General features: G+C 74.8%; 26 protein-coding genes. 13 read left to right on the plus strand and 13 right to left on the minus strand.

Annotated features, from left to right (window positions below; genetic code table 11):
* The first annotated feature begins 67 nt into the window (after positions 1-67).
* The gene (locus ACIPSC_RS26675) at positions 68-1,396 is read left to right on the plus strand and encodes a globin domain-containing protein (RefSeq protein ID WP_400828590.1); all 1,329 of its coding nucleotides are present in this window, start codon (positions 68-70) and stop codon (positions 1,394-1,396) included.
* 136 nt (positions 1,397-1,532) lie between these two features.
* Here the strand turns inward: ACIPSC_RS26675 and ACIPSC_RS26680 are convergent, their stop codons facing one another.
* Complete coding sequence (locus tag ACIPSC_RS26680; RefSeq protein WP_400828591.1) at positions 1,533-2,954, minus strand: selenium-binding protein SBP56-related protein; 1,422 nt, start codon at positions 2,952-2,954, stop codon at positions 1,533-1,535.
* Positions 2,955-3,211: 257 nt separating this feature from the next.
* Here ACIPSC_RS26680 and ACIPSC_RS26685 point away from each other — a divergent pair, with 257 nt between their 5' ends.
* The 3 genes from ACIPSC_RS26685 to ACIPSC_RS26695 all read left to right on the plus strand — a co-directional run bounded on the left by ACIPSC_RS26685 (position 3,212) and on the right by ACIPSC_RS26695 (position 6,102).
* Complete coding sequence (locus tag ACIPSC_RS26685; protein ID WP_400828592.1) at positions 3,212-4,222, plus strand: alpha/beta hydrolase; 1,011 nt, start codon at positions 3,212-3,214, stop codon at positions 4,220-4,222.
* 56 nt (positions 4,223-4,278) lie between these two features.
* Complete coding sequence (locus tag ACIPSC_RS26690) at positions 4,279-5,073, plus strand: spermidine synthase (RefSeq protein ID WP_400828668.1); 795 nt, start codon at positions 4,279-4,281, stop codon at positions 5,071-5,073.
* Between the two features lie 204 nt (positions 5,074-5,277).
* The gene (locus ACIPSC_RS26695; RefSeq protein ID WP_400828593.1) at positions 5,278-6,102 is read left to right on the plus strand and encodes a class I SAM-dependent methyltransferase; all 825 of its coding nucleotides are present in this window, start codon (positions 5,278-5,280) and stop codon (positions 6,100-6,102) included.
* Positions 6,103-6,201: 99 nt separating this feature from the next.
* On the opposite strand, the gene ACIPSC_RS26700 is transcribed toward ACIPSC_RS26695, so the two are convergent.
* Both ACIPSC_RS26700 and ACIPSC_RS26705 read right to left on the minus strand, forming a co-directional pair.
* Entirely contained in the window at positions 6,202-6,861 is a 660-nt protein-coding gene (locus ACIPSC_RS26700; protein ID WP_400828594.1) for a hypothetical protein, read from the minus strand.
* A 109-nt stretch (positions 6,862-6,970) separates the two neighbouring features.
* Positions 6,971-8,275, minus strand: a complete 1,305-nt coding sequence (locus ACIPSC_RS26705; protein ID WP_400828595.1) for an MFS transporter — start codon at positions 8,273-8,275, stop codon at positions 6,971-6,973.
* Positions 8,276-8,419: 144 nt separating this feature from the next.
* On the opposite strand from ACIPSC_RS26705, the gene ACIPSC_RS26710 reads away from it, so the two are divergent.
* The 5 genes from ACIPSC_RS26710 to ACIPSC_RS26730 all read left to right on the plus strand — a co-directional run bounded on the left by ACIPSC_RS26710 (position 8,420) and on the right by ACIPSC_RS26730 (position 12,511).
* Entirely contained in the window at positions 8,420-8,926 is a 507-nt protein-coding gene (locus ACIPSC_RS26710) for a MarR family winged helix-turn-helix transcriptional regulator (RefSeq protein WP_400828596.1), read from the plus strand.
* Positions 8,927-9,213: 287 nt separating this feature from the next.
* On the plus strand, positions 9,214-9,897 hold the full coding sequence (locus tag ACIPSC_RS26715; protein ID WP_400828597.1) for a DedA family protein: 684 nt from the start codon (positions 9,214-9,216) through the stop codon (positions 9,895-9,897).
* 139 nt (positions 9,898-10,036) lie between these two features.
* Positions 10,037-10,705 (plus strand): O-methyltransferase, encoded by a 669-nt coding sequence (locus tag ACIPSC_RS26720; protein WP_400828598.1) that lies wholly within the window; start codon positions 10,037-10,039, stop codon positions 10,703-10,705.
* Positions 10,706-10,791: 86 nt separating this feature from the next.
* Positions 10,792-11,691, plus strand: a complete 900-nt coding sequence (locus ACIPSC_RS26725; protein WP_400828599.1) for a Gfo/Idh/MocA family protein — start codon at positions 10,792-10,794, stop codon at positions 11,689-11,691.
* Between the two features lie 175 nt (positions 11,692-11,866).
* Positions 11,867-12,511, plus strand: coding sequence for an SMI1/KNR4 family protein (locus ACIPSC_RS26730; protein WP_400828600.1), 645 nt, complete (start codon positions 11,867-11,869; stop codon positions 12,509-12,511).
* Positions 12,512-12,540: 29 nt separating this feature from the next.
* On the opposite strand, the gene ACIPSC_RS26735 is transcribed toward ACIPSC_RS26730, so the two are convergent.
* Together ACIPSC_RS26735 and ACIPSC_RS26740 are read right to left on the minus strand one after the other, a co-directional pair.
* A complete protein-coding gene (locus ACIPSC_RS26735) occupies positions 12,541-13,167 on the minus strand; it encodes a hypothetical protein (protein ID WP_400828601.1) in 627 nt (208 codons plus the stop codon).
* A 129-nt stretch (positions 13,168-13,296) separates the two neighbouring features.
* Positions 13,297-14,394, minus strand: a complete 1,098-nt coding sequence (locus ACIPSC_RS26740; protein WP_400828602.1) for a hypothetical protein — start codon at positions 14,392-14,394, stop codon at positions 13,297-13,299.
* A gap of 97 nt (positions 14,395-14,491) precedes the next feature.
* On the opposite strand from ACIPSC_RS26740, the gene ACIPSC_RS26745 reads away from it, so the two are divergent.
* The 3 genes from ACIPSC_RS26745 to ACIPSC_RS26755 all read left to right on the plus strand — a co-directional run bounded on the left by ACIPSC_RS26745 (position 14,492) and on the right by ACIPSC_RS26755 (position 18,402).
* Complete coding sequence (locus tag ACIPSC_RS26745) at positions 14,492-15,520, plus strand: phosphotransferase family protein (protein WP_400828603.1); 1,029 nt, start codon at positions 14,492-14,494, stop codon at positions 15,518-15,520.
* A 4-nt stretch (positions 15,521-15,524) separates the two neighbouring features.
* Complete coding sequence (locus tag ACIPSC_RS26750) at positions 15,525-16,754, plus strand: acyl-CoA dehydrogenase family protein (protein WP_400828604.1); 1,230 nt, start codon at positions 15,525-15,527, stop codon at positions 16,752-16,754.
* Positions 16,755-17,001: 247 nt separating this feature from the next.
* Positions 17,002-18,402, plus strand: a complete 1,401-nt coding sequence (locus ACIPSC_RS26755) for an alpha/beta hydrolase family protein (RefSeq protein WP_400828605.1) — start codon at positions 17,002-17,004, stop codon at positions 18,400-18,402.
* 123 nt (positions 18,403-18,525) lie between these two features.
* On the opposite strand, the gene ACIPSC_RS26760 is transcribed toward ACIPSC_RS26755, so the two are convergent.
* From ACIPSC_RS26760 to ACIPSC_RS26770, 3 genes are all read right to left on the minus strand, one after another.
* Positions 18,526-19,497 (minus strand): NADPH:quinone oxidoreductase family protein, encoded by a 972-nt coding sequence (locus ACIPSC_RS26760; protein WP_400828606.1) that lies wholly within the window; start codon positions 19,495-19,497, stop codon positions 18,526-18,528.
* A complete protein-coding gene (locus ACIPSC_RS26765; RefSeq protein ID WP_400828669.1) occupies positions 19,494-20,252 on the minus strand; it encodes an SDR family oxidoreductase in 759 nt (252 codons plus the stop codon). The genes ACIPSC_RS26760 and ACIPSC_RS26765 overlap by 4 nt, the downstream gene beginning before the upstream one ends.
* 68 nt (positions 20,253-20,320) lie before the next feature.
* Positions 20,321-21,079: an SDR family oxidoreductase gene (locus tag ACIPSC_RS26770; RefSeq protein ID WP_400828607.1), complete on the minus strand. Its 759-nt coding sequence runs from the start codon at positions 21,077-21,079 to the stop codon at positions 20,321-20,323.
* Positions 21,080-21,285: 206 nt separating this feature from the next.
* On the opposite strand from ACIPSC_RS26770, the gene ACIPSC_RS26775 reads away from it, so the two are divergent.
* Positions 21,286-21,915, plus strand: a complete 630-nt coding sequence (locus ACIPSC_RS26775) for a TetR/AcrR family transcriptional regulator (RefSeq protein WP_400828608.1) — start codon at positions 21,286-21,288, stop codon at positions 21,913-21,915.
* A gap of 94 nt (positions 21,916-22,009) precedes the next feature.
* Here the strand turns inward: ACIPSC_RS26775 and ACIPSC_RS26780 are convergent, their stop codons facing one another.
* The 5 genes from ACIPSC_RS26780 to ACIPSC_RS26800 all read right to left on the minus strand — a co-directional run bounded on the left by ACIPSC_RS26780 (position 22,010) and on the right by ACIPSC_RS26800 (position 25,778).
* Entirely contained in the window at positions 22,010-22,855 is an 846-nt protein-coding gene (locus ACIPSC_RS26780; RefSeq protein WP_400828671.1) for a class I SAM-dependent methyltransferase, read from the minus strand.
* 308 nt (positions 22,856-23,163) lie between these two features.
* Entirely contained in the window at positions 23,164-23,559 is a 396-nt protein-coding gene (locus tag ACIPSC_RS26785) for a ribonuclease (RefSeq protein WP_313762188.1), read from the minus strand.
* 324 nt (positions 23,560-23,883) lie between these two features.
* Complete coding sequence (locus tag ACIPSC_RS26790; protein ID WP_400828609.1) at positions 23,884-24,714, minus strand: SAM-dependent methyltransferase; 831 nt, start codon at positions 24,712-24,714, stop codon at positions 23,884-23,886.
* An 83-nt stretch (positions 24,715-24,797) separates the two neighbouring features.
* Positions 24,798-25,202 carry a hypothetical protein gene (locus ACIPSC_RS26795; RefSeq protein ID WP_400828673.1) on the minus strand — a complete coding sequence of 135 codons (405 nt, stop codon included), beginning with the start codon at positions 25,200-25,202 and terminating at the stop codon, positions 24,798-24,800.
* A gap of 105 nt (positions 25,203-25,307) precedes the next feature.
* The gene (locus ACIPSC_RS26800; protein ID WP_400828610.1) at positions 25,308-25,778 is read right to left on the minus strand and encodes a roadblock/LC7 domain-containing protein; all 471 of its coding nucleotides are present in this window, start codon (positions 25,776-25,778) and stop codon (positions 25,308-25,310) included.
* Positions 25,779-25,891: the final 113 nt, after the last annotated feature.

The raw sequence follows: 25,891 nt of genomic DNA on the forward strand, positions 1-25,891 counted from the left end.
CGGGCCGGTTCGGAAGGTGAACTGGGCATGTCCACAAGCCATCTGACGGATGATTAGGCTGCCGGGCATGGAGATCAGCAGCAGCGCCGCGTCCACCGAGTACGACCGGTTGATCGCGCGCCACCATGCCATGCGCCTTCGCCGGCAGATCCTCGCGCCGGCACCCGCGTTCCCGGCACCCGCCGTCCAGGAGCCCGCCTTCCCGGGAGCGGCGCACGAGGGCGCGCCCTACGACGGTGCGGCCGACCAGCGGCTGATCCTGCGCACCCTCGGCCCGGTCACCCCGTTCGCGGACCTGATCGACCACCTCTACCGGTTCATGTTCCTGCGCCGCCCCTACCTGCGCTCGCTCTTCCCGGCCTCCATGGAGTTCCAACAGGCCCACCTGGAGAGGATGTTCACCTACCTCGTCGAGCATCTCGACCGGCCCTCCGAACTCGCCGGCACGCTCGGCCGGCTCGGCCGCGACCACCGCAAGCTCGGTGTCCGGCCGGTTCACTACGAGGCCTTCGAGGAGGCGCTCTGCGCGGCGATCCGGCACCGCGCCGGCTCGCAGTGGAACGAGGAGCTGGAGGCGGCGTGGGTGCGGATGCTGCGCTTCGCCGTCGAGGCGATGGTCGCCGGCGCCGAGTCTGCGCTCACCGAACCGCCGTACTGGCACGCCGTGGTGGTCGGCCACGAGCGCCGCCGCCCGGACGTCGCCGTGCTGCGGGTGCGCACCGGCGAGCCCTACCCCTACCGGGCCGGCCAGTACGGGACCGTCGAGCACCCGCTGCTGCCGCACACCTGGCGGCAGTACTCGATGGGCTGCGCGCCGCGTGCGGACAACGAGGTGGAGTTCCACGTCCGCCGCACCGGGCCGGGCGGGGTGAGCGAGGCGCTGGTCGAGCGGACCGCGGTCGGGGACCGGCTGCGGCTCGGCCCGCCGCGCGGCTCCCTGATGCCCGCGGACGACACCCGGGACCTGCTCCTGGTCGCCGGCGGCACCGGGCTGGCGCCGATGAAGGCGATCGTCGAGGAACTGGCCGAGCACCGCCCCCGCGGGCGGCGGGTCCACCTCTTCGTCGGCGCCCGGGACCGGGCCGACCTCTACGACTGGCCGGCCCTGTCCGAACTCGGCGGGCGCAAGCCCTGGTTGGAGCTGATCCCGGTCGCCGACGACGGCCCGGTGGGCGATCCGGTGGGCGATCCGGTGGGCGGTCCCGCAGGCGGCCCCGCGCCCGGCGCGGTGGGCGGTCGCCGGCTGGCCGAGGCGATCGGGCGCAGGGGCGACTGGAGCGACCACCTGGCCTGCGTCAGCGGCCCGGCCGGGATGGTGGACGAGGTCCGCAGCCGCCTGGTGGCCGCCGGCCTGCCGCCCGCCCGGGTCCACCACGATCCGGTGCTCGGCCGCTGAGCCGGGGCGGCGGGGCGGCGGGCCTTCCGCGGCCGGTGCCGCCCGCCCGCTGCGCCGGGCTCTGCCGACCCCGGCCCGTCCGCCACCGCCCGCCCCCGTGCCCACCACGCCCCGCGCCCCCGCGCGCGCCCCCGCCCTACCGGTAGCAGTACGAGTCCGACGAAGCGTCCCCGCCCGCCAGGTGGGTCTGGTGCACCCGCAGCCCCCGGAACTCGTCGCCGTGCGGGAAGAACCGCCGGTCGACGGTCAGCCCGCCGGTCCGGGGGTCGGCGTCGAGCTTGACGATCCACGGCTCGATGCCGTCCGGGTAGAACTGGTCGTCCCAGGCCCCGTACAGCGAGTTGGTGACATACAGCCGCCGCCCGTCCCGGCTGATCTCCACCATCTGCGGTGCACCGCTCAGCGGCCGCTCCGGCTCCGCCGGGTGCGGCGTCCGCGCGGTGACCCCGCCGAGCCGCACCGACGCCGCCAGGCGCGGGCGGAACGGGTCCGAGACGTCGTACTGGAACAGCTCCCCGGTGCCCCAGGCCGACACGTACAGCCAGTGGTCGTCCACCGACAGGTTGATGTCCGTGACGAGCGGCGGCACCGCGCCGAACGGCTGCAGCGCGGGCGGCAGGTCCTCGGCCTTCGCCGGCTCGGCGGGTATCTCGATCACCTTGCGGGCGGTGAAGGCCGGGCCCTCCCGGTACCAGAGCCAGACGGAGGAGGAGAGGTCCTCGACGTTCGCGACCACGCCGACGAACCCCCACTCGGCCTGCGGGTCGTGCGCCGGCCGCAGCTCCAGCACCATCTGGTACTGGTCCCCGAGGTCGATCCGCTGCAGGTGCCGCCCCGAGTCCAGCTCCCAGAAGTGCAGCGCGTGCCCGTACTTGCGGCCCAGCAGCAGCTCCGGCACCACCCCGTCCTCCACCATCCACGGCGTGCCCCACTCACTGGTCACCCCCACGTTGCTGCCCAGGTGCCACCAGACGTCGTAGGCGTAGTGCTGCGGTCCGCGTTCCGTCTCCCAGGCGCGCAGCACGTCGAACGTGGTGTGGTCGAGCAGGGCGACCCCGCCCGGGCCGTCGGCCCCCGCCCCGCTGCCGAGGCAGGACAGGAAGACGCCGTCCGGCCCGCAGTGCAGCGTGTGCGGGCGCGAGTACCCCGCCCGGGCCGCCAGCTCCTCGGCCGGCACGGTCTTCACCAGCCGCGGCCGCACCGGGTCCGGCCGGGTGTCGAGGACGTGCAGCTTGGAGGAGCGCAGCCCAGGCAGCAGCAGGTAGCGCCGCTCGGGGTCCCGGTGGCAGGCGTGCGCCAGCGCACTGGAACAGGCGTTCCAGCCGAAGTGGTGCAGCTCGTCGCCCGGCTCCGGCATGTCGGTGAAGTTGAGCACCCGTCCGTAGGTCGGCGATCCCGGATCGGTGTCGACGGTGATCAGCGCGTCCGGCCGCCGCGCCGACCGGTCGAACCCCGCGACGTACGCCAACCGCTCCGGCGGCGCGGCGATCGCCTCGGCGGGCGTGCGGTACAGGGACGGGTCGCCGTGTCCGGCCCGCGGCGCGTCTCCGTTCGGCATGCTGGCTCCTCAACTCGCGTCACTGACAAGGGGAGTGACTCTGGTCCGGGCAGCGTTCCACAGAACCGCGGGCGCACAGCAGGCGCACCGGGAGCGGGGGAGCGGGCGGGGCGACCCCGCGGGCGACCGGGCAGCCGGTACCGCGCACCCGGCTACCGGCCGGTATCGTCGGTCCGACAGGAGCGCCGCTCCCGGACCGGCCGGTCCGGGAGCGGCGCGTCGGGGCAGTCCGAGCAGAGAGCCGGGAGCGGGCAGGCATGGAATTCCGAGAAGACGTCCTGGGCGCTCCCTACGAGGCCGCCGAGCTGCCGCTCGCCGCCGACGCGGAGGGCGCGGTCAGCGCCACCCTGGTGCGCCGGCTGGTGAAGGGCTCGGACCGCGCCGTGCTCTACGTGCACGGCTACAACGACTACTTCTTCCAGACCCACCTCGCCGACCACTACGTCGAGCTCGGCTACTCCTTCTACGCCCTCGACCTGCGCAAGTACGGCCGGTCGCTGCGCCCGCACCACTCGCCGAACTTCGTCCGCGACCTCTCCGAGTACGACGAGGAGCTGGACGCCGCCGTCCGGATCATCCGCGAGGAGGACGGCCACCGCCGGCTGCTGCTCAACGGCCACTCCACCGGCGGCCTGGTCGGCGCCCTGTGGGCCGGGCGACGGGCCGGCCGCGGGCTGGTCGACGCGCTCTTCCTGAACAGCCCGTTCCTCGCGCTGCCGACCGCCCCGGCCGTGCGCACCGTCGGCGGGCCCGCGGTCTCGGCGATCGCCCGGCTCTCCCCGACCCGGGTGCTGCCCTCCTCGCTCAACCCCCACTACACCCACAGCCTGCACCGTGACCACCGCGGCGAGTGGGACTTCGACCTGCGCCTCAAGCCCGCCGAGGGCTTCCCGCTGTTCGCGGGCTGGCTGGCGGCGATCAACCGGGGCCAGCGCGAGGTCCGCGCCGGGATCGGCATCGACGTGCCGGTCCTGCTGATGGCGTCCACCGCCTCGATCGCCACCACCAAGTGGCACGCCGCGCTGCACCACGCCGACGGGGTGCTGCGCGCCGACGACATCGCCGCCCTGGGCCCGCGCCTGGGCCGGCACGTCACCGTCATCCGGATCAAGGGCGGCATGCACGACCTCGTCCTCTCCGGCGAGGCCGCCCGCACCCAGACCTTCACCGAGCTGGACCGCTGGCTCGCCACTTACCTGCCGGCTCCCGACGCTCCGGCCGACGGCCCCGCCGGCGACGCACCGGTGGCCGGCCGGACCTCCGCGTGAGCGGTGCGGAGCGGCTGCCGGTCGCGCGCAGGACCGACCTCGGGCAGGCCCGGCTGATGCCCGACATCGACCGCGACGGCGGCTGGCTGCTCACCCTGGACGACACCCCGCAGTCCTACGTCGACCTCGACGACCCCACCCACCTGGAGTTCGAGTACACCCGGCGGCTCGGTCACCTGGTCGACGCGATCGCCCCGGCCGGGCAGCCGCTGGACGCCCTCCACCTCGGCGGCGGCGCCCTCACCCTGCCCCGCTACCTCGCAGCCACCCGCCCCGGCTCCCGGCAGCGGGTGGTCGAGGTGGACGGTCCGCTGCTCGCCCTGATCGAGGAGCAGCTGCCCTGGCAGGGGCCGGGCGTGGACGTGACCGCGGTGGTCGGCGACGCGCGGGCCGCTCTGGCCGACGTCCCGGCCGGCACGCTGGACCTCGTGGTCGCCGACGTCTTCCACGGCTCGCGCACCCCCGCGCACCTCACCTCCGTGGAGTTCCTGCGCCTGGCGGCCGCTGCGCTGCGCCCCGGCGGCTACTACGCCGCCAACCTCGCCGATGGCCCGCCGCTCGCCTTCGCCCGCGCCCAGGCGGCGACGGTGCGCGCCGTCTTCCCCGAGGTCTGCCTGGTCGCGGAGGCCCCGGTGCTGCGCGGCCGCCGCTACGGCAACATCCTGCTGGTCGGCTCGGCCGCCCCGCTGCCGGTGGCGGATCTCTCCCGCCGCGTGGCCGCCGACATCTTCCCTGCCCGCCTGACGGACGGCGCCGACCTGGCGGCGTTCACCGGCCGCACGGCGGCGGTGACCGACGCCGAGGCGACCGACTCGCCCCCGCCGCCGGACGGCGCGTTCAGCGTCGGCTGAGCCGACCGCGGCCGGCGGCGCGTCAAGGCCTCCACCGTCGACCGCTGCCGCTGCCGCTGCCGCCACCGCCGGCCGCTGCCGCGACCGGCACCGCAACCGCCACCGGCGCGCCGCCGCGGCGCGCGCCGGGTTCGCCTCCCCGCAGGTGTCAGAATCGGCGGGTCCACGCCGGGAGCAGGTCCGAGACGTCCGAGGGAGCGCGTGATGAGCAGCGGGGAGCGGCCGGAGCTGGGGGCGGTGCCGGAGACGGCGCTGTGGACGCTGTGGTATCGGGCCGTCGAGGCCCGCCGCCCCGACGCGGTGCTGCACGACCCGAAGGCCGTCGAGCTCGTCGACCGGATCGACTTCCCGTTCGCCGACCGCTTCGGCACCAGCGACACCCAGGCCCAGCTGCAGGCGCTGCGGGCGTCCTGCTTCGACCGCGAGGTGGCGGACTTCCTGGCCCGCGAGCCACGCGGCACCGTCGTCTCCCTGGGGGAAGGGCTGGAGACCCAGTACTGGCGGGTCGACAACGGCCGGGCCCGCTGGCTCGGCGTCGACCTGCCGGAGGCCGTCGCCCTGCGCGAGCGGCTGCTGCCGCCCGGCCCGCGCCGGCGGCACCTGGCCGCCGACGCCACCGACCTCTCCTGGGCCGACGAGGTGGACCGCAGCCGCGCCGTCCTGGTCTCCGCCCAGGGCTTGCTGATGTACCTCCCGCCGATGCAGGTGCGGGCCCTGATCGCGGGCTGCGCCGAACGCCTCCCGGGGGCGACCTTCCTGCTGGACGCCGTCCCCCGCTGGTTCAGCCACCTGACCCTCACCGGCAGGATGCGCAGCCACGCTTACCAGCCGCCGCCGATGCCCTGGGCGATGGACGCCGACGAGCGCGGCAAGCTCCGCACCGCCGGCCCGGCGGTGGCCGCGGTCCGCGACGTCCGGCCGACCGGCGGCCGCGGCCTGGTGGGCGCCCTGCTGCCGTTCGCGCTCGCCGTCCCGCCGTTCTCCACCCGCCGCCCTTCCGTCGTCGCGCTGGAGTTCGCCACGCGGTGACGCTGGTCGGCCGTCGACCTGCCGGTGCCGGTGCCGGGCCGCGGCGGGTGCGTCGGGTGCCTCGGCCGCGGAGGGTGCTCAGGTGGCCGGGTGCCGGCGTCAGCGCACGGCCACCGTGGTCGTGACGCGGACCAGGCAGGGCGTGCGGGGCGTGGACCCGAAGCCGAACCGCACGGGTGCGACCGGCGCGAGCGGGCCGAGTTCCCGGTCCTCGAAGACGGCGGCGGCGGTGGTGAGCCGGTGGAGGTCGCGGACGCCGTACCACTCCCGCCGGCCCCGTCCGGCCGTGCCCCGGGTGCGCACACCCAGCAGGAGGCGGGCGAGCGGGTCGGTCACGGCGGTCCACGCCGGACGGGCGGCGATCGGAGCCGGGACGGCCCGGAGCAGGTGTCCGAGGGCGTCCCTTCGCCCGACGGTGAAGTGCAGGTCGAGCGGGCCTGCCGCGATCCGCCAGTCCACCGGCCCCGGCTCGACGCGGACGGGTGCGATCAGCACCCGGTCGAAGGTGTACGTCCCGGCGACGAACTCGGCCGTCCGCCGGGTGGGGGCCAGCAGGAGCCGGTCTCCGTCCGGGTGCTCGATCATGACGTCGGTGAACGGTCCGAACGGCGAGCCCGGCCAGTGGCCCACCACCAGGCGGGTGCCGGAGGTCGTCCCGATCCCGGCGATCCAGCCGTCGAACCGCAGCCGGGCGGGTCGTCCGGAGCCTCGTACGGGCGCGGTCGTCGCCCGGGTGCGTCCAGCGGACAGCGGGTCCATCACTCCTCCTCCGCCGGCCTCCACCAGCCTACGGCCGGACAGGGCCCACAGCCGCCGCCCGACGACGGCCCGGTCGGACGACGGCTGCGGTCCCGGCCGGCCCGGCCGGTCAGCCGCCCAGCGTGATCAGGGCTGCGATCGCCGGGCCGAAGGCGCCGCCCAGCTGGTAGCAGAGGTTGAACAGACCGATCGCCGTGGGCCGCTGGGCGGCCGAGGTGGCCTGGGTGGCGGACACCGCCAGCGTCGCCTGGCCCGCACTCGTGGCGAGGACGGCCAGGGTCGCGACCGGCAGGAGCAGCGGGGCCCAGGGGGTCAGCGCGGCGGTGAGCGGGGCCAGTGCGCCGACCGTGAGCACGATCGCCAGGACCCGCCGGCGGCCTATCCGGGCCGAGGCCGCGGCCAGCGCCATGGCGAGCGCCGAACCGGCGAGGAGGGCGGCCATCTGGCCGGTGCCGACGGTGGAGGTGGACCAGCCGGTCCGCTCGCGCAGCAGCTGCGGGACGGTGAAGAGCAGCGTGAAGTACGAGGTCGAGACGGTGCAGGCGAGCAGGGCGGCGAGGACGAACGTCCGGGTGCGCAGCAGCGACAGCGGGACGAAGCCGGTGGGGTTGGACCGGACGTGGAGGACCAGCAGTGCTGCCGCTGCCAGCGAGGCGGTGATCGCCGGGAGCGGGTAGCGCGGGACGAGCACCAGGGCGGTGGCCAGCAGGACCAGCAGCGCGGCGCCCCGGCCGTCGAAGCGGGTGGTCTGCGGGGGAGCGGACAGGTCGGCGCGGCGCATGACCGCCGGCACGGCGAGGAGGGCGACGGCCCCCACCGCGAGGGACAGCCGCCAGGAGGCCGTCCCGGCGACGGCCGAGCCGAGCAGCGGGCCGACCGCGCCCAGCGTCCCGAAGCCCGCCGTGATCACGCCCATCCGGCGGATCGAGCCCGCCAGGCTCATCGCCGCGGTGACCAGGCCGGCGCCTCCCGCGGCCTGGGCCGCCCGGCCGGCCATCGCCAGCGGCAGCCAGGGCGCCGCGGCGACGACCGCGGTGCCGGCCACGATCAGGGCGGTGCTCAGCCGGAGCGTGCTGCCCAGGCCGCGGCGCCGCAGGAGGCCGGCCATCAGCGGTGTGCCGACGGCCATGGCCCAGGCGAAGACGGTGACGAGCCAGGTCGCGGTGGCCGTGCGGACGCCTAGCGAGCCGGCCATCTCGGGAAGGATCAGGACCGGGCTGTTGGCGCTCGCGGCGATCGGGGTGGCCAGCAGCGCCAGCCACGCGACCGGCACCTGGCGGCGTGGAGCCGCCCCCGTGCCGGCCGGCTGCGGTGCGGCGGTGCGGGTGCCGTGGCGGGCGTCGCTCTGGGCGTCGTTGTGAGTGTCGCTGTGGGTGTCGTGCTGGGTGTGGGCGCGCAGCGTCAGCGCGGACATCGGATTCCCCCTCGTTCAGGACCGTCAATCTCGACATTGAGATAACAACACCTGGCTCTCTTAGAGTCAAGTATCTCGAAACTAAGAGAATCGAAACTGGTAGAGTTCTCGTCGAGAGAGTCGGGATCGAGAGGAGTGACGGCGATGAGCGACGCCGTGGACGCGATCATCGGGCAGTGGGCCAAGGAGCGCCCCGACGCCGTGGAGGACCTCTGGCCGATCGAGCTCTTCGGGCGCGTCCAGCGCCTCGCCCTGGTGGTCGACCGGGCGGTCAAGGCCACCGCGGCCGCGCACGGCCTGGACGTCGGCGAGTTCGACCTCCTCGCCACGCTGCAGCGCTCCGGGCCGCCCTACGCCCTCACGGCCGGGACGTTTCTCAAGGCGTCCATGGTCTCCTCCGGCACGATCACCAACCGCGTCGACAAGATGGAGGCCAAGGGCCTGGTCGAACGGGTGCGGGACGGGGAGGACCGGCGCACGGTCAAGATCCGGCTCACCGAGCGCGGACACGAGGTCATGCGGGTCGCCATCGCCGACCACCTGGCGAAGTACGCCACGCTGCTCGCCGACGTCGACCGCGGCCTGGTCGAGGAGTCCGGCGACGTCCTGCGGCGCGTCCTGGAGGCCCTCGGCGACACCAGCATCGCCTGACGGCCGGCCGTGCCCGACGGCCGGCCGGCACGCGCCCGGCCGCCCGCAGCCTCCATCTGCCCGAGGATCGGCCCGGCCGCCGACCGATTCCGTGCGCCCGGCGGAACCACCGGAACACGTCGTACGTCGTAATCGGGGGTGATCGGCCGGGGGGACAGGCCGCCTCGGCACGTTAGGCTGCACTTTCGGGGAGCGGCCTGTGCCGCCATGATCGACGTCGAGACCGCCGGCCACGCACCGCACGCGTAACGCCGCCGCGGCTCGTCCTGCCACGGAGGTAACTGGCCTTGCACATCGACGCCTGGATCGAGAGCGTACCGCCGACCGCGGTGTACGCCCTGGTCGCGCTGATCATCGGGCTGGAGTCCCTGGGCATCCCGCTGCCCGGCGAGATCGCGCTGGTGTCGGCGGCCCTGCTGTCCGCCAAGGGCGTGGTGAGCCCGGTCGGGGTCGCGGGCTTCGCGATCGCGGGCGCGATCATCGGTGACTCGATCGGCTACTCGATCGGCCGCAAGGGCGGCAAGCAGCTGTTCGAGAAGCTCGGACGGAAGTTCCCCAAGCACTTCGGGCCGGACCACCTGGCCAGCGCCGAGCGCTCGTTCCAGAAGTGGGGCATGTGGGCGGTCTTCTTCGGCCGCTTCATCGCCCTGCTGCGCATCTTCGCCGGCCCGCTCGCCGGCGCGCTGAAGATGCCGTACTGGAAGTTCCTGATCGCCAACGTCCTCGGCGGCGTGGTCTGGGCCGGCGGAACCACGCTGCTGGTGTACCAGGTCGGCAAGGTGGCCGAGCAGTGGCTGTCGCGCTTCTCCTGGGTGGGCCTGCTGCTGGCCGTGCTGATCGGCGCGCTCTCGGCCTGGATCATGAAGCGCAAGGCCGCCAAGTCCGCGAAGCAGCGCGAGGCCGAGGACGCGGCCGCCGCCTCCACCGCCTCTTCCGCCGAGCCGACGGCCGCCGCACCCGCCGTCGACTGAACCCTCCGCAGCGGACGGATGCGGACGCGCCGCAGCGCCGCACATCGTCGGGCTTGTCGCTCCAGCGGAGCGGCCACACCGCCGGGGTAGCATCGGGCTACCCCGGCGGTGGCATGTAAAGCAGCAGGTGGAGGGCCCGATGACGCAGCAGACGTGGGACGCGGTGGACGCCTACTTCACCGATCGGCTGATCGGCCACGATCCGGAGCTGGAGGCCGCGGCGGCCGCCGCCGACCGGGCCGGGCTGCCGCACATCGCCGTCGCACCCAACCAGGGCAAGCTGCTCCACCTGCTGGCCCTCACCCAGGGCGCCCGCCGGATCCTGGAGGTCGGCACGCTCGGCGGCTACAGCGCGATCTGGCTGGCCCGGGCGCTGCCCGCGGACGGCCGGCTGATCACGCTGGAGATCGACCCCCGCCACGCCGAGGTCGCCCGGGGCAACCTCGCCCGGGCCGGGCTGGACGCGGTCGCCGAGGTCCGGATCGGCCCGGCCGCGGACACGCTGGCCGAGCTGGTGGCGGACGGCGTCGAGCCGTTCGACCTGGTCTTCATCGACGCGGACAAGCAGAGCAACCCGGAGTACTTCGCCCGGGCGCTGGAACTGACCCGCCCCGGTTCGCTGATCGTCGTGGACAACGTGGTCCGCGGCGGCGCCGTGGCCGACGCCGCGAGCACCGACCCGGCGGTCACCGCCACCCGGCGCCTGCACGACCTGATCGCCGCCGAGCCGCGGGTCTCCGCGACCTCGGTGCAGACGGTGGGTACCAAGGGCTACGACGGCTTCACCCTGGCCCGCGTACGGACGTGAGCCGCACCGCGTTCCGGAAGGAACCGGCCGGAGCGCCACGAACGGGACCGGCGGACCGGCACACGAACGAGAGAGCGAAGGACACCATGCGGATCGGACTGCTGGGCACCGGCCCCTGGGCGGAGCGGGTGCACGCGCCCGTCCTGGCGGAGCACCCCGCCTACGAGTTCGCGGGCGTCTGGGGCCGCCGGCCCGAGGCGGCCGCCGCGCTCGGCGCGGCGCACGGCGTGCCGGGGTACGCCGATCTCGACCGGCTGCTCGCCGAGGTGGACGCCGTCTCCATCGCCCTCCCGCCGACCGTCCAGGCGGACCTCGCGGTGCGCGCCGCCGAGGCCGGCTGCCACCTGCTGCTGGACAAGCCGGTCGCGCTCACCGTCCCGGACGCCCGCCGCGTGGTCCGGGCGACCGGCGCCGGCGGCCTCGCTTCGGTGGTCTTCTTCACCGTCCGCTTCGGCGGCGAGCAGATGCCGTGGATCGAGAAGCAGGCCGCGGCCGGCGGCTGGTTCACCGGCCGCTCCGACTGGCTCGGCTCGGTCTTCGCCCCCGACAGCACCAGCCCGTACGCCGCCTCGCCCTGGCGCCGCGAGAAGGGCGCGCTCTGGGACGTCGGCCCGCACGCGCTCTCCGTGCTGCTGCCGGTGCTCGGCGACGCGGCGCAGGTCACCGCCGTGGCCGGCCCGCTGGACACCGTCCACCTGGTCCTGCGGCACACCGGCGGCGCGTCCAGCACCCTCGCGCTCAGCCTGACCGCCCCGCTGGCCGGCGGCGGCACCGGCATGGAGCTGCGCGGCGAGGCCGGCGTCGTCCACCTCCCCGAGCGCGGCGAGGGCCCGGTCGCCGCCCTCCACCGCGCCCTCGACGCCCTGGCCCGTTCCGCCCGCACCGGCGTCCCGCACCCCTGCGACGCCGTCTTCGGCCTCCGCGTGGTCGAGATCCTGGCCGCCGCCGAACACTCCCTCACCACCGGCACCGCCGTCGACGTCTGAGGCCTCCCGGCGGGCCTCGACCGGGGGCCGGGCGGTGCGGAGAATCCGGGTGCGGCGGCGTCAGGACGGTTGGCAGGATGCGGGTGCGACCTCGGCCGGTACACCAGGCGGAGGCCGCCCTTGCGCCCCAGGCTGGGCGCGGCCGAGACCACCCACGAACATCAGGAGCCGGACAATGGCGATACCCCACGACGCCCTTCTGGACCTGCGCCGGGCCGCCTCGGCGGGACTGCTCGACCTCGACGGGGCCGAGCCCGCCTCTCGCGATGCGGTGCGGGTGCGCGAAACCCTCGTGGCGCCGCACTTCGGTACCGTCGCCTGGTCGGTTCCGCCGAGCTACCGGGCGCTGCTGGCGGAGCACAACCGGCTGCACTGCCGTCGGGAGGAGGACGACCGCGAGCGGGAGTTCGTCCTCGTGGACGAGGGGGAGCTCGTCGAGTTGAACGCCGAGCTGGTGCACCTGCCCGAGGGGGTCAGCCGGGAGCCGGGGCGGTACCTGTCGACCGATCACCTGGTCGGGTTCGCCGAAGCCGGCTACGAGGCGGTGTGGTGCTTCGATGTCGCGCAGCCCGGCGAGGACGGCGAGTACCCGGTCTACTACCACCACCAGGACGAGCCGCGGGCACGCCATCTCGCGGACGGCGGGTGGGAGGAGCAGGCCGACGCGGTGCCCGACTTCCCGTCGTTCGCGGCTTGGTTCGAGGCGATGGCCGCGGCCTTCACCGCGGCCCAACCCCCGGCCTGGCTCGACGAGATGGGCACCCCGGCCCTGGTCTGGCTCGCCCGCGACGGCATCTTCCGGGCCGGCGGCCAGGACTGAGGCGGCGGCGCCCGTGGCCGCTCACCGTGCTACCGGGGCGGAGGCGGGGAGAGCACCTCGGCCGTGGCGTCCATGTTCCTGATCGGTTGGCCCTCCTCGTAGACCACCGGAACGCCTCCCGCGAGCTTGGCCACGGCGTCCTTCAGCGCCTGTGACGCCAAGCCCGCCTTCGTCGTGGTGATCCTGATCCCCGAGGCGTCGGCTGCCAGGCTCGCGGTGTACACCGGCACCGGGAACGCGTTCGCCGTCTCGGCGGCCGTGATCCGATCGATCACGGGGTCGACGACGACCCGCGCGTAGGAGGCGTGCCGGATCACCGCGCGGTCGGTGTCGATGCCCGGGTGGGCTGCGGCGGCAGCCGCGACCAGGGCCTTCGCGCGTGTCTCGTCCGTGGCGAAGAGCAGGACACGTCCGCCCGGCGCGTCCAGTTGCAGGGTGCCGAAGGTGTCCTTGAAGTCGCCTCGCCCCTGTTCTCCGAGCGCGGACTCCAGGTCCTGCACGCCCGCGTGGGCCGGAGCCGCGTCGGAGTGGGGCGAGGCGGCGGTCTCCGGTGTCCCGGCACCAAGGCTCGCGTCGCTACTGGCGCACCCGCTGAGCAGTGCGCCCAGCAGAAGGGCGGCGGCCGGCAGGGCGAGTGCCGGGTGGGATCGCTTCATGTCCTGACTCCGTTCGACGGGTGGTCCTGTGCGGTGCCTGCCTTGCTGTCGTGCTCGTGCTGGTGGTGCTGCCTCTTGCGGAGGCCGGAGGGGCGTGGTTGCGGGATCGCGGCGTCGAACCGGCCCCGGTCAGGCCGGGCCCGGGGGGCTGGGGCGGCGGTCGGCGGGGCGGGCCGGGGGGATGGGAGGGGCGTGGAAGTCGCGGGGGCCGGTCCAGAGGGCGGGGACGGCGTCGCTGCGGCGGGCCAGTTCGTAGGCCAGCGCCTCGTAGTTGACGCGCCAGCCGTGGAAGTGCGGCCAGGCGTCGGCGGTGGCGCGCTCGCGGGGGAAGCCGGCGGCGGTGATCATGGCGACGGCGGCGTCGAACTCGGTGTAGGTGAGCCGGATCGGGGTGTCGGGGGAGGGGTCCGCGTCGAAGTCGACGCGCAGCGAGCGGGCGATGTCGCGCAGCGCGGTGAAGCCGGCGCGCAGCACCAGGCGGGCCTCGGGCGGCGCCGAGCGCGGGTTGACGGCCAGGTGGATGGCGGCGGCGTCCATCACGGAGATCAGGCCGACCACCCAGCTGCGGTTCGGCTGCGGGGAGCGGAAGGAGAGCAGCACGGGGTAGTTGGAGTGGCTCTCGCCGATGTCGGCGGCCAGCCGTTCCCAGTCGCGGTAGAGCTGGGGCAGCGCCGTCTCGGTGTCGACCAGCGACTGGCGGGCCAGCAGCTCCGGGCCCCAGGCGGGCTCGCCGGCGCGGGACTGGAGGAGCGTCACCTCGACCTCGCGGCGGTTGTAGGCGCCGTAGAGGGTCGGCAGGTAGGAGATCTGCAGGGCGATCACCAGCGGGCCGCTGGCGGCGGCCATGAAGTCGATCACCGAGAGGTGGAGCCGGTCGCCGCTGGCGAAGCCGAGGGTGAAGAGGCTGGATCCGGCCTCGCGGAAGGAGACCGCCCAGTCCAGCTGCGAGGTGCCGTGGAGCAGCAGGGTGTAGGCGATCAGCATGGTCCCCAGCCAGACCCCGAGCATGCCGAGCAGGACCAGCGGGGCGAGCCAGGTCTGTACCCGGTCCTGGGTGTGGTAGCCGCCGAACGGCTGTGCGAGCAGCCGCAGCAGGGCCCGCAGGAAGCGCCAGAGCCGGTGCACCAGGGCGGAGTAGAGCCCGCGCGGGACCACCAGGGTCCGCAGGATGCTGGCGACGGTCAGGACCAGGAGCAGCACACCGGCCAGCGTGTGGATCAACCTCATGCAGGACATTCTGGCGGTCCGGCGGCATTGACAGGGCGCGGCCCACCGCTGAATGCTAAGCAAGCGCTTAGTCAGTCCGAGGTGAGGAGAGCGATCCGTGCCAGAGAACCCCGTCGACCCGCCCGGCCTCGACCTCGCCCGGCTCCGCGCCCACCTGGACCGCGAGCTGCCGGGCACGGTCCGGGGCCCGCTGCGCGCCGAGCTGATCGAGGGCGGCCGCTCCAACCTCACGTACGTGCTCACCGACGGCACCGAGCGCTGGGTGCTGCGCCGCCCGCCGCTCGGGCACGTGCTCGCCACCGCCCACGACATGGGCCGCGAGCACCGGGTGATGACCGCGCTCGGCGGCACCGGCGTGCCCGTCCCCGGCACCCTCCTGCTCGACCCCGGCACCGACACGCTCGGCGCGCCCTGGTACCTGATGGACTTCGTCCCCGGAACGGCCCACCGGGACGCCGCCACCCTCGCCGCCCTCGGCGCCCCGCGCGTCCACGCGATCGGCGAGCGGCTGGTCGACACCCTCGCCGCCCTGCACCGGATCGACCCGGCTGCCGTCGGACTCGCCGACTTCGGCCGCCCGGACGGCTACCTGGAGCGCCAGCTGCGCCGCTGGTCCACCCAGCTCGCCGCCTCCCGCAGCCGCGAGCTGCCCGGAGTCGACCGGCTGCACGGCCTGCTCGCCGCCCGGCTGCCGGTATCCCCGGCCCCCGCCCTCGTCCACGGCGACTACCGGCTGGACAACGTGCTCGTCGACGAGCACGACGCCGTCGCCGCCGTCCTGGACTGGGAGATGTCCACCCTCGGGGACCCGCTCACCGACGTCGGCCTGCTGGTGATGTACACCGAGCTGGCCGGGGTCGGCGGCGGCATCATCCCCTCCGCCGCCACCGCCCCGGGCTTCCCCTCGGCCGGCGAGCTGGTCGCCCGGTACGCCGGGCTCACCGGCCGCGACGCCGCCGACCTCGACTGGTACGTCGCCTTCGCCTCCTTCAAGCTCGCCGTCGTCGCCGAGGGCATCCACTACCGGTTCCAGCAGGGCAGCACCCTCGGCGCCGGGTTCGAACGGGCCGGCGAGATCGCCCCCGTCCTCGCCGAGCACGGCCTGACCACCCTCAAGGAGCGCTGACCCGATGGACTTCGCCCACGACGCCCGCACGCTCGAACTGCGCGAACGGCTGCTGGCCTTCATGGACGCGCACGTGTACCCGGCCGAGCCCGTCCTGGAGGCGCAGCTCGCCGACCCGGCCCGCACGGCCTGGGCCGTGCCGCCGATCGTCGCCGAACTGCAGGCCGAGGCCCGCAAGCAGGGCCTGTGGAACCTCTTCCTGACCGATGGGCGCGGGCTGCCCGGAGAGCCGGGCGCCGGGCTGACCAACCTCCAGTACGCGCCGCTCGCCGAGATCACCGGCCGCAGCCCCCAGCTCGCGCCGCCCGCCCTCAACTGCGCCGCGCCCGACACCGGCAACATGGAGCTGCTCGCCCAGTTCGGCTCCGCCGAGCAGAAGCGGCAGTGGCTCGCGCCGCTCCTCGACGCCGAGATCCGCTCCGCCTTCGCGATGACCGAGCCGGAGGTGGCCTCCTCCGACGCCACCAACATCGAGACCCGGATCGAGCGCGACGGCGACGAGTACGTGATCACCGGCCGCAAGTGGTACATCACCGGCGCGATGAACCCGCAGTGCCGGATCTTCATCGTGATGGGCAAGACCGACCCCGGCGCCGACCCGCACCGGCAGCAGAGCATGGTGCTCGTGCCGCGCGACACCCCCGGCGTCACCGTGCGGCGCGGCATGAAGGTCTTCGGCTACGACGACTCCGACCACGGCGGCCACGCCGAGATCCACTTCGACGGCGTCCGCGTCCCGGCGGCGAACCTGATCGGCGAGGAGGGCGCCGGCTTCGCGATCGCCCAGGCCCGGCTCGGCCCGGGCCGGATCCATCACTGCATGCGGGCCATCGGCATGGCCGAGCGGGCCGTCGAGCTGATGTGCCGGCGGACGCTGGACCGGGTCGCCTTCGGCCGGCCGCTCGCCGAACAGGGCGTGGTGCAGGACTGGATCGCCGAGTCCCGCGTCCGGATCGAGCAGCTGCGACTGCTGGTGCTCAAGACCGCCTGGCTGATGGACACCGTCGGCAACCGCGGCGCGCACACCGAGATCCAGGCCATCAAGATCGCCACCCCGAGCACCGTCGAGTGGATCCTCGACAAAGCCGTCCAGGCCCACGGCGCGGCCGGCGTCGGCCAGGACACCCCGCTCGCCCAGCTCTGGGCCGGCAACCGCACGCTGCGCCTGGCCGACGGGCCCGACGAGGTGCACAAGCGCTCGCTCGCCCGGCGGGAGCTGAAGCGCCACCGCTGACCCGCCGTCGGTCCGGCGCCGACCCGCCGTCGCCCCGTCGCTGACCCGCCGTCGGCCACCGCGGACCCCCCGTCGACCCCTAAGGGAGGGCCCGGAGCGCGACGCTCCCCCGAACGGGTGTCATCTCAGGGTGGAACCGGGAGAGCTGGTTCCGAGGTATGACGTCCACGCACCACCGCGGCCCGTACTGTCACGGTACGGGCCGGCCGGACGGCGGCAGGCGGAGACGAACGGGGAACGGGCGAGCATGCGCAAGCGGGGGCAGGGGCAGCACCGGGGCAACGACCGGGCACAGGAAGAGGGACAGGCACAGGGACGGGCGGCGGCAGGTACCCGGGCACCCGGCCGGGCCGCCGCGGCCCGGGGCCGCAGCCGGGCGGCGCGGACCGGGATCGCCGCGGTGCTGGCGGCGACGGCGCTGCTGGGTACGGCCGCCGTACCGGCGACGGCAGCGGCAGCGGCACCCGCCCCGGCCGGGACGGAGCGGCAGGCCCGTGCCTGGCTGCCCGATCCCACCGGGCCCTACCCGGTCGGCACCACTACCCTGCGCCTCACCGACGCCGGGCGGCAGGACCCGTGGAAGCCGGACCGGGCCCGCGAGCTGATGATCAGCCTCTGGTACCCGACCGCGCGCCCCGCCACCGGCGACGACCGCGCCCGCTACATGGACCCGCGCGCGGCCGACCACTTCGGCAGCGCGGACGGCGCCGCCGTCTTCAACTACCGCACCGAGCCCGGCCGGACGGCCTGGCAGCAGATCCGCACCCACGCCCGCCAGGACGCGCCGGCACTGCCCGGCCGCGGCCCCCGCCCGGTGGTGCTCTACTCGGCGGGCCTCGGTGACCCGCGTACCTGGGGCACCGGCCTGGTCGAGGACCTCGCCTCCCGCGGCTACGTGGTGGTCACCGTCGACCACACCTACGACGCCTCCGAGGTGGTCTTCCCGGACGGCAGCCGCGCCGACTCCGTCCTCCCCGGCATGGCGGGCCCCGGCCTGGACGTCGGCGCCCTGCTGCGCAAGGTGATGCGGACCAGGGTCGACGACACCCGCTTCGTCCTGGACGAGCTGGCCGCGCTGCGCACCGACGGCCGGCTGCCCGCCGGCCTCGGGGCCTCGCTGGACCTGGGCCGGATCGGCATGGTCGGCCACTCGGCGGGCGGGTTCACCGCCGTGCAGACCATGCACGACGACCCGCGGATCGCGGCCGGGATCAACATGGACGGCCAGCTGCACTTCCCGGGGCCGGACGGCACCGGCGTCCACCTGGGCGGCGTCGCCGAGGACGGCCTGGACCGGCCGTTCCTGCTGATGGGCACCGGGAGCGAGGACTCCGGCGACTACCACCACCAGCCCGGCTGGGATGCGCTCTGGCAGCACAGCAGCGGGTGGAAGGCGGACGTCACGCTCACCGGCTCCCGGCACGGCTCGTACACCGATGCGCAGTCGCTGCTGCCGCAACTCGCCCGCCAGGGCGCCGTGTCGGGGGAGCAGCTGCGCTCCGACGTGGGCGACGTCCGGCCGGAGCGCGCGGTGGCGGCCACCCGTGCGTACGTCGCGTCGTTCTTCGACCGTTGGCTGCGCGGGCACGACGACCACCTGCTGGACGGGCCCTCGCCGCGCTTCCCCGAGATGGAGTTCACCCGCTAGCCCGAGCCCGTGCGGCCGGCGGGCCGGCGGTCGGACCGGCCGGCACGGCAGCGGACGCGGCGGACGCCACGGTGCGTGGCGCCCGCCGCACCCGCCGCGTGGCGGCGGCCCGGTGAGCCGGGCTCAGCTGCCCAGCACCACCACCCGGCCGGTGGTGAGACCGTCCGCGACCTGCTGGACGGCGTCCGCCGCCCCGGCGAGCGGGAGGCGGGCGCTCACCAGCGGGCGGACCACGCCGGCCGTGGCCAGCTCGGTCAGCCGCTCGTGCGCGGCCCGGACCGCCTGCGGGTCGTGGGCGTTGTAGAGGCCCCAGTGCAGCCCGAGCAGGCTGTAGTTCTTCACCAGGGCGTGGTTGAGCGGCGGCGCCGGGATCTCCCCGCTCGCGAACCCGACCACCACGATGCGGCCCTCGAACGCGACGCACTTGGCGGAGCCGGTGAACGCGGCGCCGCCGACCGGGTCGAAGACCACGTCGGCGCCGCGCCCGCCGGTCGCCTCCTTGACCGCGGCGACGAAGTCCTCGGCGCTCCGGTCCACCACCAGGTCGGCGCCGAGCTCCTTGGCGACGGCGGCCTTGGCGGGGCCGCCGACCACGGCGATCACCCGCGCGCCCGCCGCCCGGCCGAGCTGGACCGCCGCACTGCCGACCCCGCCGGCCGCCGCGTGCACCAGCAGCGTCTCGCCCGGCTGCAGCCCGGCCCGCCGGTGCAGCGCGAACCAGGCCGTCTGGTGGCCGATGTGCAGCGCGGCCGCCTCGGCGTCGTCGAGGGCCTCGGGCGCCGGGAACGCGGCCGCGGCGTCCAGCAGCGCGTACTCGGCGAAGGCGCCGGCGGGCAGTACCGGGTTGCCGATCACCCGCTCGCCCGCCCGGGGGCCGTCCACCACCTCGCCGCACAGCTCGACCCCGGGAGTGAACGGCAGCGGCGGACGCACCTGGTACTGCCCCCGCACCATCAGTGCGTCGGGGAAGTTCACGGCGGCGGCCCGTACCCGGACCAGCAGCTGTCCCGGCGCGGCCACCGGCGCCGGAACGTCCTCGGCCAGCCGCAGCACCGCGCGCGGCTCGCCCCACTCGTGCACCTGCCAGGCCCTCACAGCGCCGCGCTCCGTTCCAGCCCCTGCTGGAGCCGGTTGACGCCGGCCAGCCAGCGGTCCGGATCGGTGGCCCGGACGGCGTAGTACTCGGCCACCTCGGCGTGCGGCAGGACGAGGAAGCGGTCCTCGCGCAGCGCGTCGAGCAGGGCCGCGGCGACGTCCGCCGGCTCCATCGCGGTCGGGGCCAGCAGTGCCTCGCCGACGGCGCCGGCCGCGGTGAGCATGTCCGTCCGCACGCCCTGCGGGCAGAGCGCGTGCACCCGGACGCCGCGGTGGCGGTAGGTGGCGGCGAGCCATTCGGCGAAGGCGAGCGCGCCGTGCTTGGAGACCGCGTACGGGGCCGAGCCGAGCATGGTGAGCAGCCCGGCCGCCGACACGGTGGAGACGAACCGGCCGGTGCCGCGCTCCAGCCAGCGGGGGAGCAGCAGGTCCGCGGCGCGGACGTGCGCGAGCACGTTGACCTCCCAGGCGGCCGCCCAGGCACCGGCCGACGCGTCGGCGCCGCCGACCGGCGCCACCCCGGCGTTGGCGCACCAGACGTCGATCTCGCCGAGCGCGTCCCGGGCCCGGTCGACCAGCGCGGCCACGCCCTCGGCGGAGGCGGCGTCGCCGGGGGCGGCCGTGCCGCCGCACTCGGCGGCCACCGCAGCGGCGGCAGCGGTGTCCAGGTCGTTGACCACCACGCGGGCACCGGCCGCGGCGAAGGCGCGGGCGAGTGCGGCCCCGATGCCCCGGCCGGCGCCGGTCACCACCACGCCCTGGCCGGCGAAGTCCGCGGCGCCGGCGACGCCCCCGGCAGGCCCGGTGGGCTCCGCGGCGGCGCTCACAGCCCGCCGCCCAGGGTCACGCCGCCGTCGACCACCAGGGTCTGACCGGTGATCCAGGCGGCGTCCGAGGAGAGCAGGAACGCCACCGCGCCCGCGACGTCCTCCGGCACCCCGAGCCGGCCCAGCGGGTAGGCGGCGGCCACCTGCTCCTCGCGGCCCTCGTAGAGCGCCTCGGCGAACCTCGTCTTCACCACGGCGGGCGCGACGGCGTTGACCCGGATGCCCTGGCCGCCCAGCTCGGCGGCCAGCTCCGTGGTGAGCCGCATCAGGGCGGCCTTGGACACCCCGTACAGACCGATCCCGAGCGACGCCCGGATGCCTGCGATGGAGGCCACGTTGACCACCGAGCCGCCGTGCTCGCCCATCCAGGCGGCGTGCGCCCGGCGGGTCCAGGCCAGCGGGGCGAGCACGTTGACGGCGAGGATCTTGGCGGCGGCCGCCTCGTCGGTCTCCAGCACGGGGCCGTAGACCGGGTTGATGCCGGTGTTGTTGACCAGGTGGTCGAGCCGGCCGAAGGCCTCCATCGTGCGGGCGACCGCGTCGTCCTGGTGGGCCGGGTCGTCGGCCTTGCCGGCGACGCCGATGGCGACCTCGGGGCCGCCCAGGTCGCGGACGGCCTCGGCGAGCGGCTCGGCGTTGCGGGCGGTCAGGCAGACCCGGGCGCCGCGGGCCACCAGCTCCCGCGCGATCCCGAGGCCGATGCCCCGGCTGGAGCCGGTGACGACGGCCACTTGGCCCTTGAAGGAGTGCACCACGGAGGGTCCTTTCGCGCGGTCCGGCCGGGGACGGGCCGGGGCTGGCCGGGGAGCCGGCCGGAGGGACCGGCCGGCGGATCTCACGTTCTGCCTCAGTACTCGTGACTAAGCGCTTGCTTAGCATGCTGTCGGTGCGGGACCCTGTCAACAGCCCGCCCGCCCCCGCCGCCGGACCGCCCGCACGACCCTTCTGGGAGGATGGCGCCATGACCAGCACGCCCATCGCCGACCTCTGGCCCGCCCGGCCCGGCGGCGCCGACGCCCGCCCCGAGGCGGCGTACCGGCTGCTCCAGGCCGCCGTGGAGTCCTTCGCCGAGCGCGGCTTCCACGCGACCACCACCCGGGACATCGCCACCGGGGCCGGCATGAGCCCCGCCGCGCTCTACATCCACTACCCGTCCAAGGCCGCCCTGCTCGCCGAGATCAGCCGGACCGGCCACGCGGCCACCCTCGCCCTGGTCCGGGCCGCGGCGGCCCGCGACGGCGACGCGGCCGACCGGATGCGCCGCCTGGTCGAGGAGTTCACCGTCTGGCACGCCCGCGGCCGCACCGTCGGCCGGGTGGTCAACTACGAACTGCACGCCCTGCCCGAGGACGCCTACGCGGTGGTCGCGGCGCTGCGCCTGGACATCGAGCGCGAGGTGACCACCCTCATCGAGGAGGGCGTCGGCGCCGGCCTCTTCGTCGTCCCCGAGGTCCGCACCGCCGCCCGGGCCGTCACCTCGCTCGGCATCGACGTCTCCCGCTGGTACACCGACCGCAGCAGCGAGACCCCGGAGGAGCTCGGCCGCCGCTACGGCGAGCTGGTCCTGCGGATGCTCGGCGCCCGCCTCTGACGCTCCGGCGCTCCGATGCTCTGATGCTCTGACGCGGGGCGCCGCTGCGGGCGGGGCGACCGGCCCGGGCGGCCGGGGCCGGCGACGGCGGGCCCTACGGCTTGACCGCGGTGTGCACGTACCAGGAGACGTAGTCCCGGACCTTGTACATCTCCACCACCGACCGCATGTTGAGCCACCGCTCCGCCGGGCCGAACAGCCGCAGCAGCGCGTACGGCACCCGGAAGTAGGCGTAGAGCGCGTCCGAGGTCGGGCGGTACCGCGAGGTGGCGTCCAGCGCCTCCTCCACCCGGAAGCCCGCCCCGGCCAGCAGCTCGTTCAGACTCCGGGTGTCGTACTGCTTCGCCCCCGGGAACACCATCGCGTCCAGGTACGGATCCAGCACCGCGCGGCCCTCGACGCCCAGCTCCTCCCGCGGCGCCCCGATCGGGCCCAGCAGCACCAGCCGGCCGCCCGGCCGCAGCACCCGGTGGAGCTCGGCCAGGGCGCGCGCCGGGTCGTAGGAGTGCACCAGCGTCTCCATCGAGTACGCGCCGTCGAACGAGCCGTCGGCGAACTCCAGGTCGTGGTAGTCGCCCCAGGAGAACGTGGTCCGGTCCTCCAGCGCGGCCCGCACGCTCAGCCGGCGGGCCTCCCGGACGTGGAAGTCCAGCACGTCGACCCCGGTGATCCGCAGGCCGAACCGCTTCGCCATCTCCCGCGCCACCACGCCCGCACCGCAGCCGGCGTCCAGCACCCGCGAACCGGCCGGCAGCGACAGCTTCCGCCCCAGCACCCCCTCCAACTGGCGCTGCGCCCGCCAGCACCGCCACTTCGACTGGCCGGGCTCCGTCCAGCCCCAGTGCCGGGCGTTGCGGCAGACCGCCGTGTAGAAGAGCCGGCTGCCGGGGCGCCCGTAGACGCGCCGCAGCCCGGTGAGATCGAGCTCGCCACTGACCATCCGCACCCGCCCGGCCTTCCGCTGCTCCGCGCCGCCGCCGTCGTCGCCGTCGGCGTCGCCGCTGCCGTCGTCCCCGCGCGGCGCGTACTGTTCCGCGCCGCCGTCCCGCCCACGCTAACGACGGACTCCGGACGGCGCCGGTCCGATGCGTCCGCTCGGGTGGCGGCCGGACGCCGCACCGGGGCGGCGGAGCGCGCTGTGGTGCCGGGGTCCGGCCGGGTGCGGACGCGGGGCCGCCCCGCCCCGGTAGGTCGGGGCGAGGCGGCAGGCGGACGTGGGGGTGTGGGGGTGGACGTGCCGGGGGGAGCTCAGCAGCTCCAGTTCACCTTGTAGAAGGTGGAGTAGTGGTTCGAGGTGTAGTAGTCCTCGTGGTAGACGCGGCCGGTGACGATCCGTCGCGCACCGCGGGTCGGGCTGCCCGGGGTGATGACGGTGTACTCGTGGTAGTAGCCGGAGGACTTGGCGGGCAGCACGCCCTCCCGGTTCTGGAAGACCACGCCGTCCTGCGAGTACGGGAAGGGGCCGCCGGCGTCGATCAGGTCCAGGGTGTCCCAGGCCTCGTCCGGCAGGTCGGTCAGGCACACGCTGCCGCTGACGGTGGCGTGGGCCTCGGTCGCGAACACGGCGGTCGGCGCCAGGGCGATCAGGCCGACGGCGACGACGGAGGCGGCACGGGTCTTCAACGCGCGTAGAGCAATTCGCATGACAGCAGTCTGAAGTCTTGTCAGGTTCGCGCGGAACCCTTGTCGGAGCGGTGCGGAAACACTTCATGTCCACGTAACTGACGCAGCCCCGGGGCGATGCGCGGCGTATCCGATCCACACGGAATCCGCCAGGATTCGCGTGCATCGGCGCCGGTCGGAGCGGCGGTCGCGTCGGAGCGGCGGTCGCGTCGGCGCGGCGGGGAGCGGCGGGGCGGAACGGTGCCCCGACGGACGCACCGCGGCCCGCCGCCGGGCGTGCCGGCGGCGGGCCGCGGGTGGAGCGCGGTGCCCTGTCGGGGAGCCGGCCGGTGGGCCGACCGCGGGTCAGGCCTTGCGGCCGACGCCCGCGTACATCCAGCGGGTGGAGCCCTCGGTCGGGCCGTCCGGGCGCCAGAGCGGGACGAAGTCGACCCCGGGCTCCAGCAGCTCCCAGTCGTCGAAGTACCGCACCACGTCGGCGCGGCCGCGGTCGTGGATCTTCGAGGCGGTGTTGTCCCAGGTCTTCGCGACCTCGGCGGCCCGCACGGGGTCGCCCTCGGAGCTGCTGTGCGAGACCAGCAGGTAGCTGCCCGGGGCGACCCGCTTGTGGATCGCCCGGACGGCGGCGTCGGCGTGCTCGTCGCCGACGAAGTGGAGGACGGCGAGCAGGAGGACGGCGACCGGCTGCGAGAGGTCGATCAGGTCGCGGAGTTCCGGGCGGTCCAGCAGTTCGTCGAGGTCGCGCAGGTCACCGGTGAGGACGGTGGTGGTCCGGTTGTCCGCGAGCAGCGCCCGGCCGTGGGTGAGCACGATCGGGTCGTTGTCGATGTAGACCACCCGCGAGTCCGGGGCGATCTCCTGCGCGACCTCGTGAACGTTGCCCCGGGCGGGCAGGCCCGAGCCGATGTCGATGAACTGGCGGATGCCCGCTTCGGCGCAGAGGCGGACGGCCCGGCGGAGGAAGGCGCGGTTCTCGCGGGCGCCCTGCGGGATGTCGGGCGCGATGGAGATCGCGTGCTCGGCCGCGGCCCGGTCCGGCGGGAAGTTGTCCTTCCCGCCGAGCCAGTAGTCGTATATCCGGGCCGGATGCGGACGGTCGGTCTGCAGGTCCGTCACATCGCTGTTGCCTCTGTCGTCGAACATCCGGTCCCCTCCGGTGAACTGATAGGCTGTCATGTGCATGTCCGCCAGGGGGCGGCTCGGTGACGGCCGGTCGAACGTTCACGCATGATAGCGGTCCCGGTGAAAGCCCCGGTGACTCAGAGCGGACCGTGCTCCCGGAGGACCCTCCTGGCCTGGGCGAAGAGCATGCCGACGTTCACGGTCTTGCGGCAGACGACCACGGCGACGACCTCGTCCGTGCTCTCCATGCGCAGGAACAGGTGCGTCAGATTGTCGCTGTTGACCAGGATCTCCTGGAAGTAGTGCCGGTCGCTGACCACGCCGCGGCGCTCCTTGAAGATGCCCTCGATCATCACCACGTTGCGGCCCTGGAAGAGGTCGAGCGTGGCGGCGGCCAGCATGTCGAGGACCTCCGGCGGGTGGGAGTCGACCGTCTCCACCGCCAGCAGCATGCCCGTCGACATGTCGATGATGCCGGCGGCCACGCAGTCGGGGGACTCCGCGCGGAGGCTCTTCACGATGCGGGCCACCCGTTCGGACATGCTGTGGGGTTGGGTCTCCGGCAGGTTCATGGGGGTGCTTCGTCTCCTGGTGTCGTCGTTCACTTGCTGGATGTGGTGGGGCGGGCCGTCGCAGGGGCGCGGTGGTCAACCGGTCGGTGTGACCGGCTCCCCGGGCTCGGCCGAGCAGGCCGAACGGGCCGACCCGGCTGTGTGCCGCGGGTCGGCCGGCTCCGCGGGCGCGGTGGGGGCGAGGACGGAGCCGATGCGTTCCGCGGCCCCCTGGGTCTCCAGGTGCAGGCGCTTCATGTCCATCCCCTCGTCGCCGAGCACGGCGATCAGTCCCAGTTCGCCGATGGCCTGGGCGAAGAGGTAGCCGTCGCTGAACCTGGCCGTCGTGTGGCGCAGCGGCCCCTTCCCGGTCGCGCTGCCGGACCTGCGGGCGATGCCGACCGCTGCGGCGGTGAGTGCGGCGAGCACCTCGGGGTCGGCGGCGTCGTCGGTCTCGGCCGTGATCAGCAGCCCGTCGGCGGACGCCACGACCACGTCGGTGACCCCGACCACCCGGTCGCGGAGGAGCCGCATCTCGGCAGCCAGGTCGTCGCCTTTGATCGGCATGGTGCTCCTGTATCTGTTCGTTCGTTCACGAGGGCTCTCGCGAGGCAAGGGGTTCGGCGCGGTTCCCGCGCAATGGTGCGAGGAACTGCGCGGGATTCCGCAGCAGGCTTTTG

This window comes from Kitasatospora sp. NPDC090091 (genome assembly GCF_044747365.1).
GTDB lineage: Bacteria > Actinomycetota > Actinomycetes > Streptomycetales > Streptomycetaceae > Kitasatospora.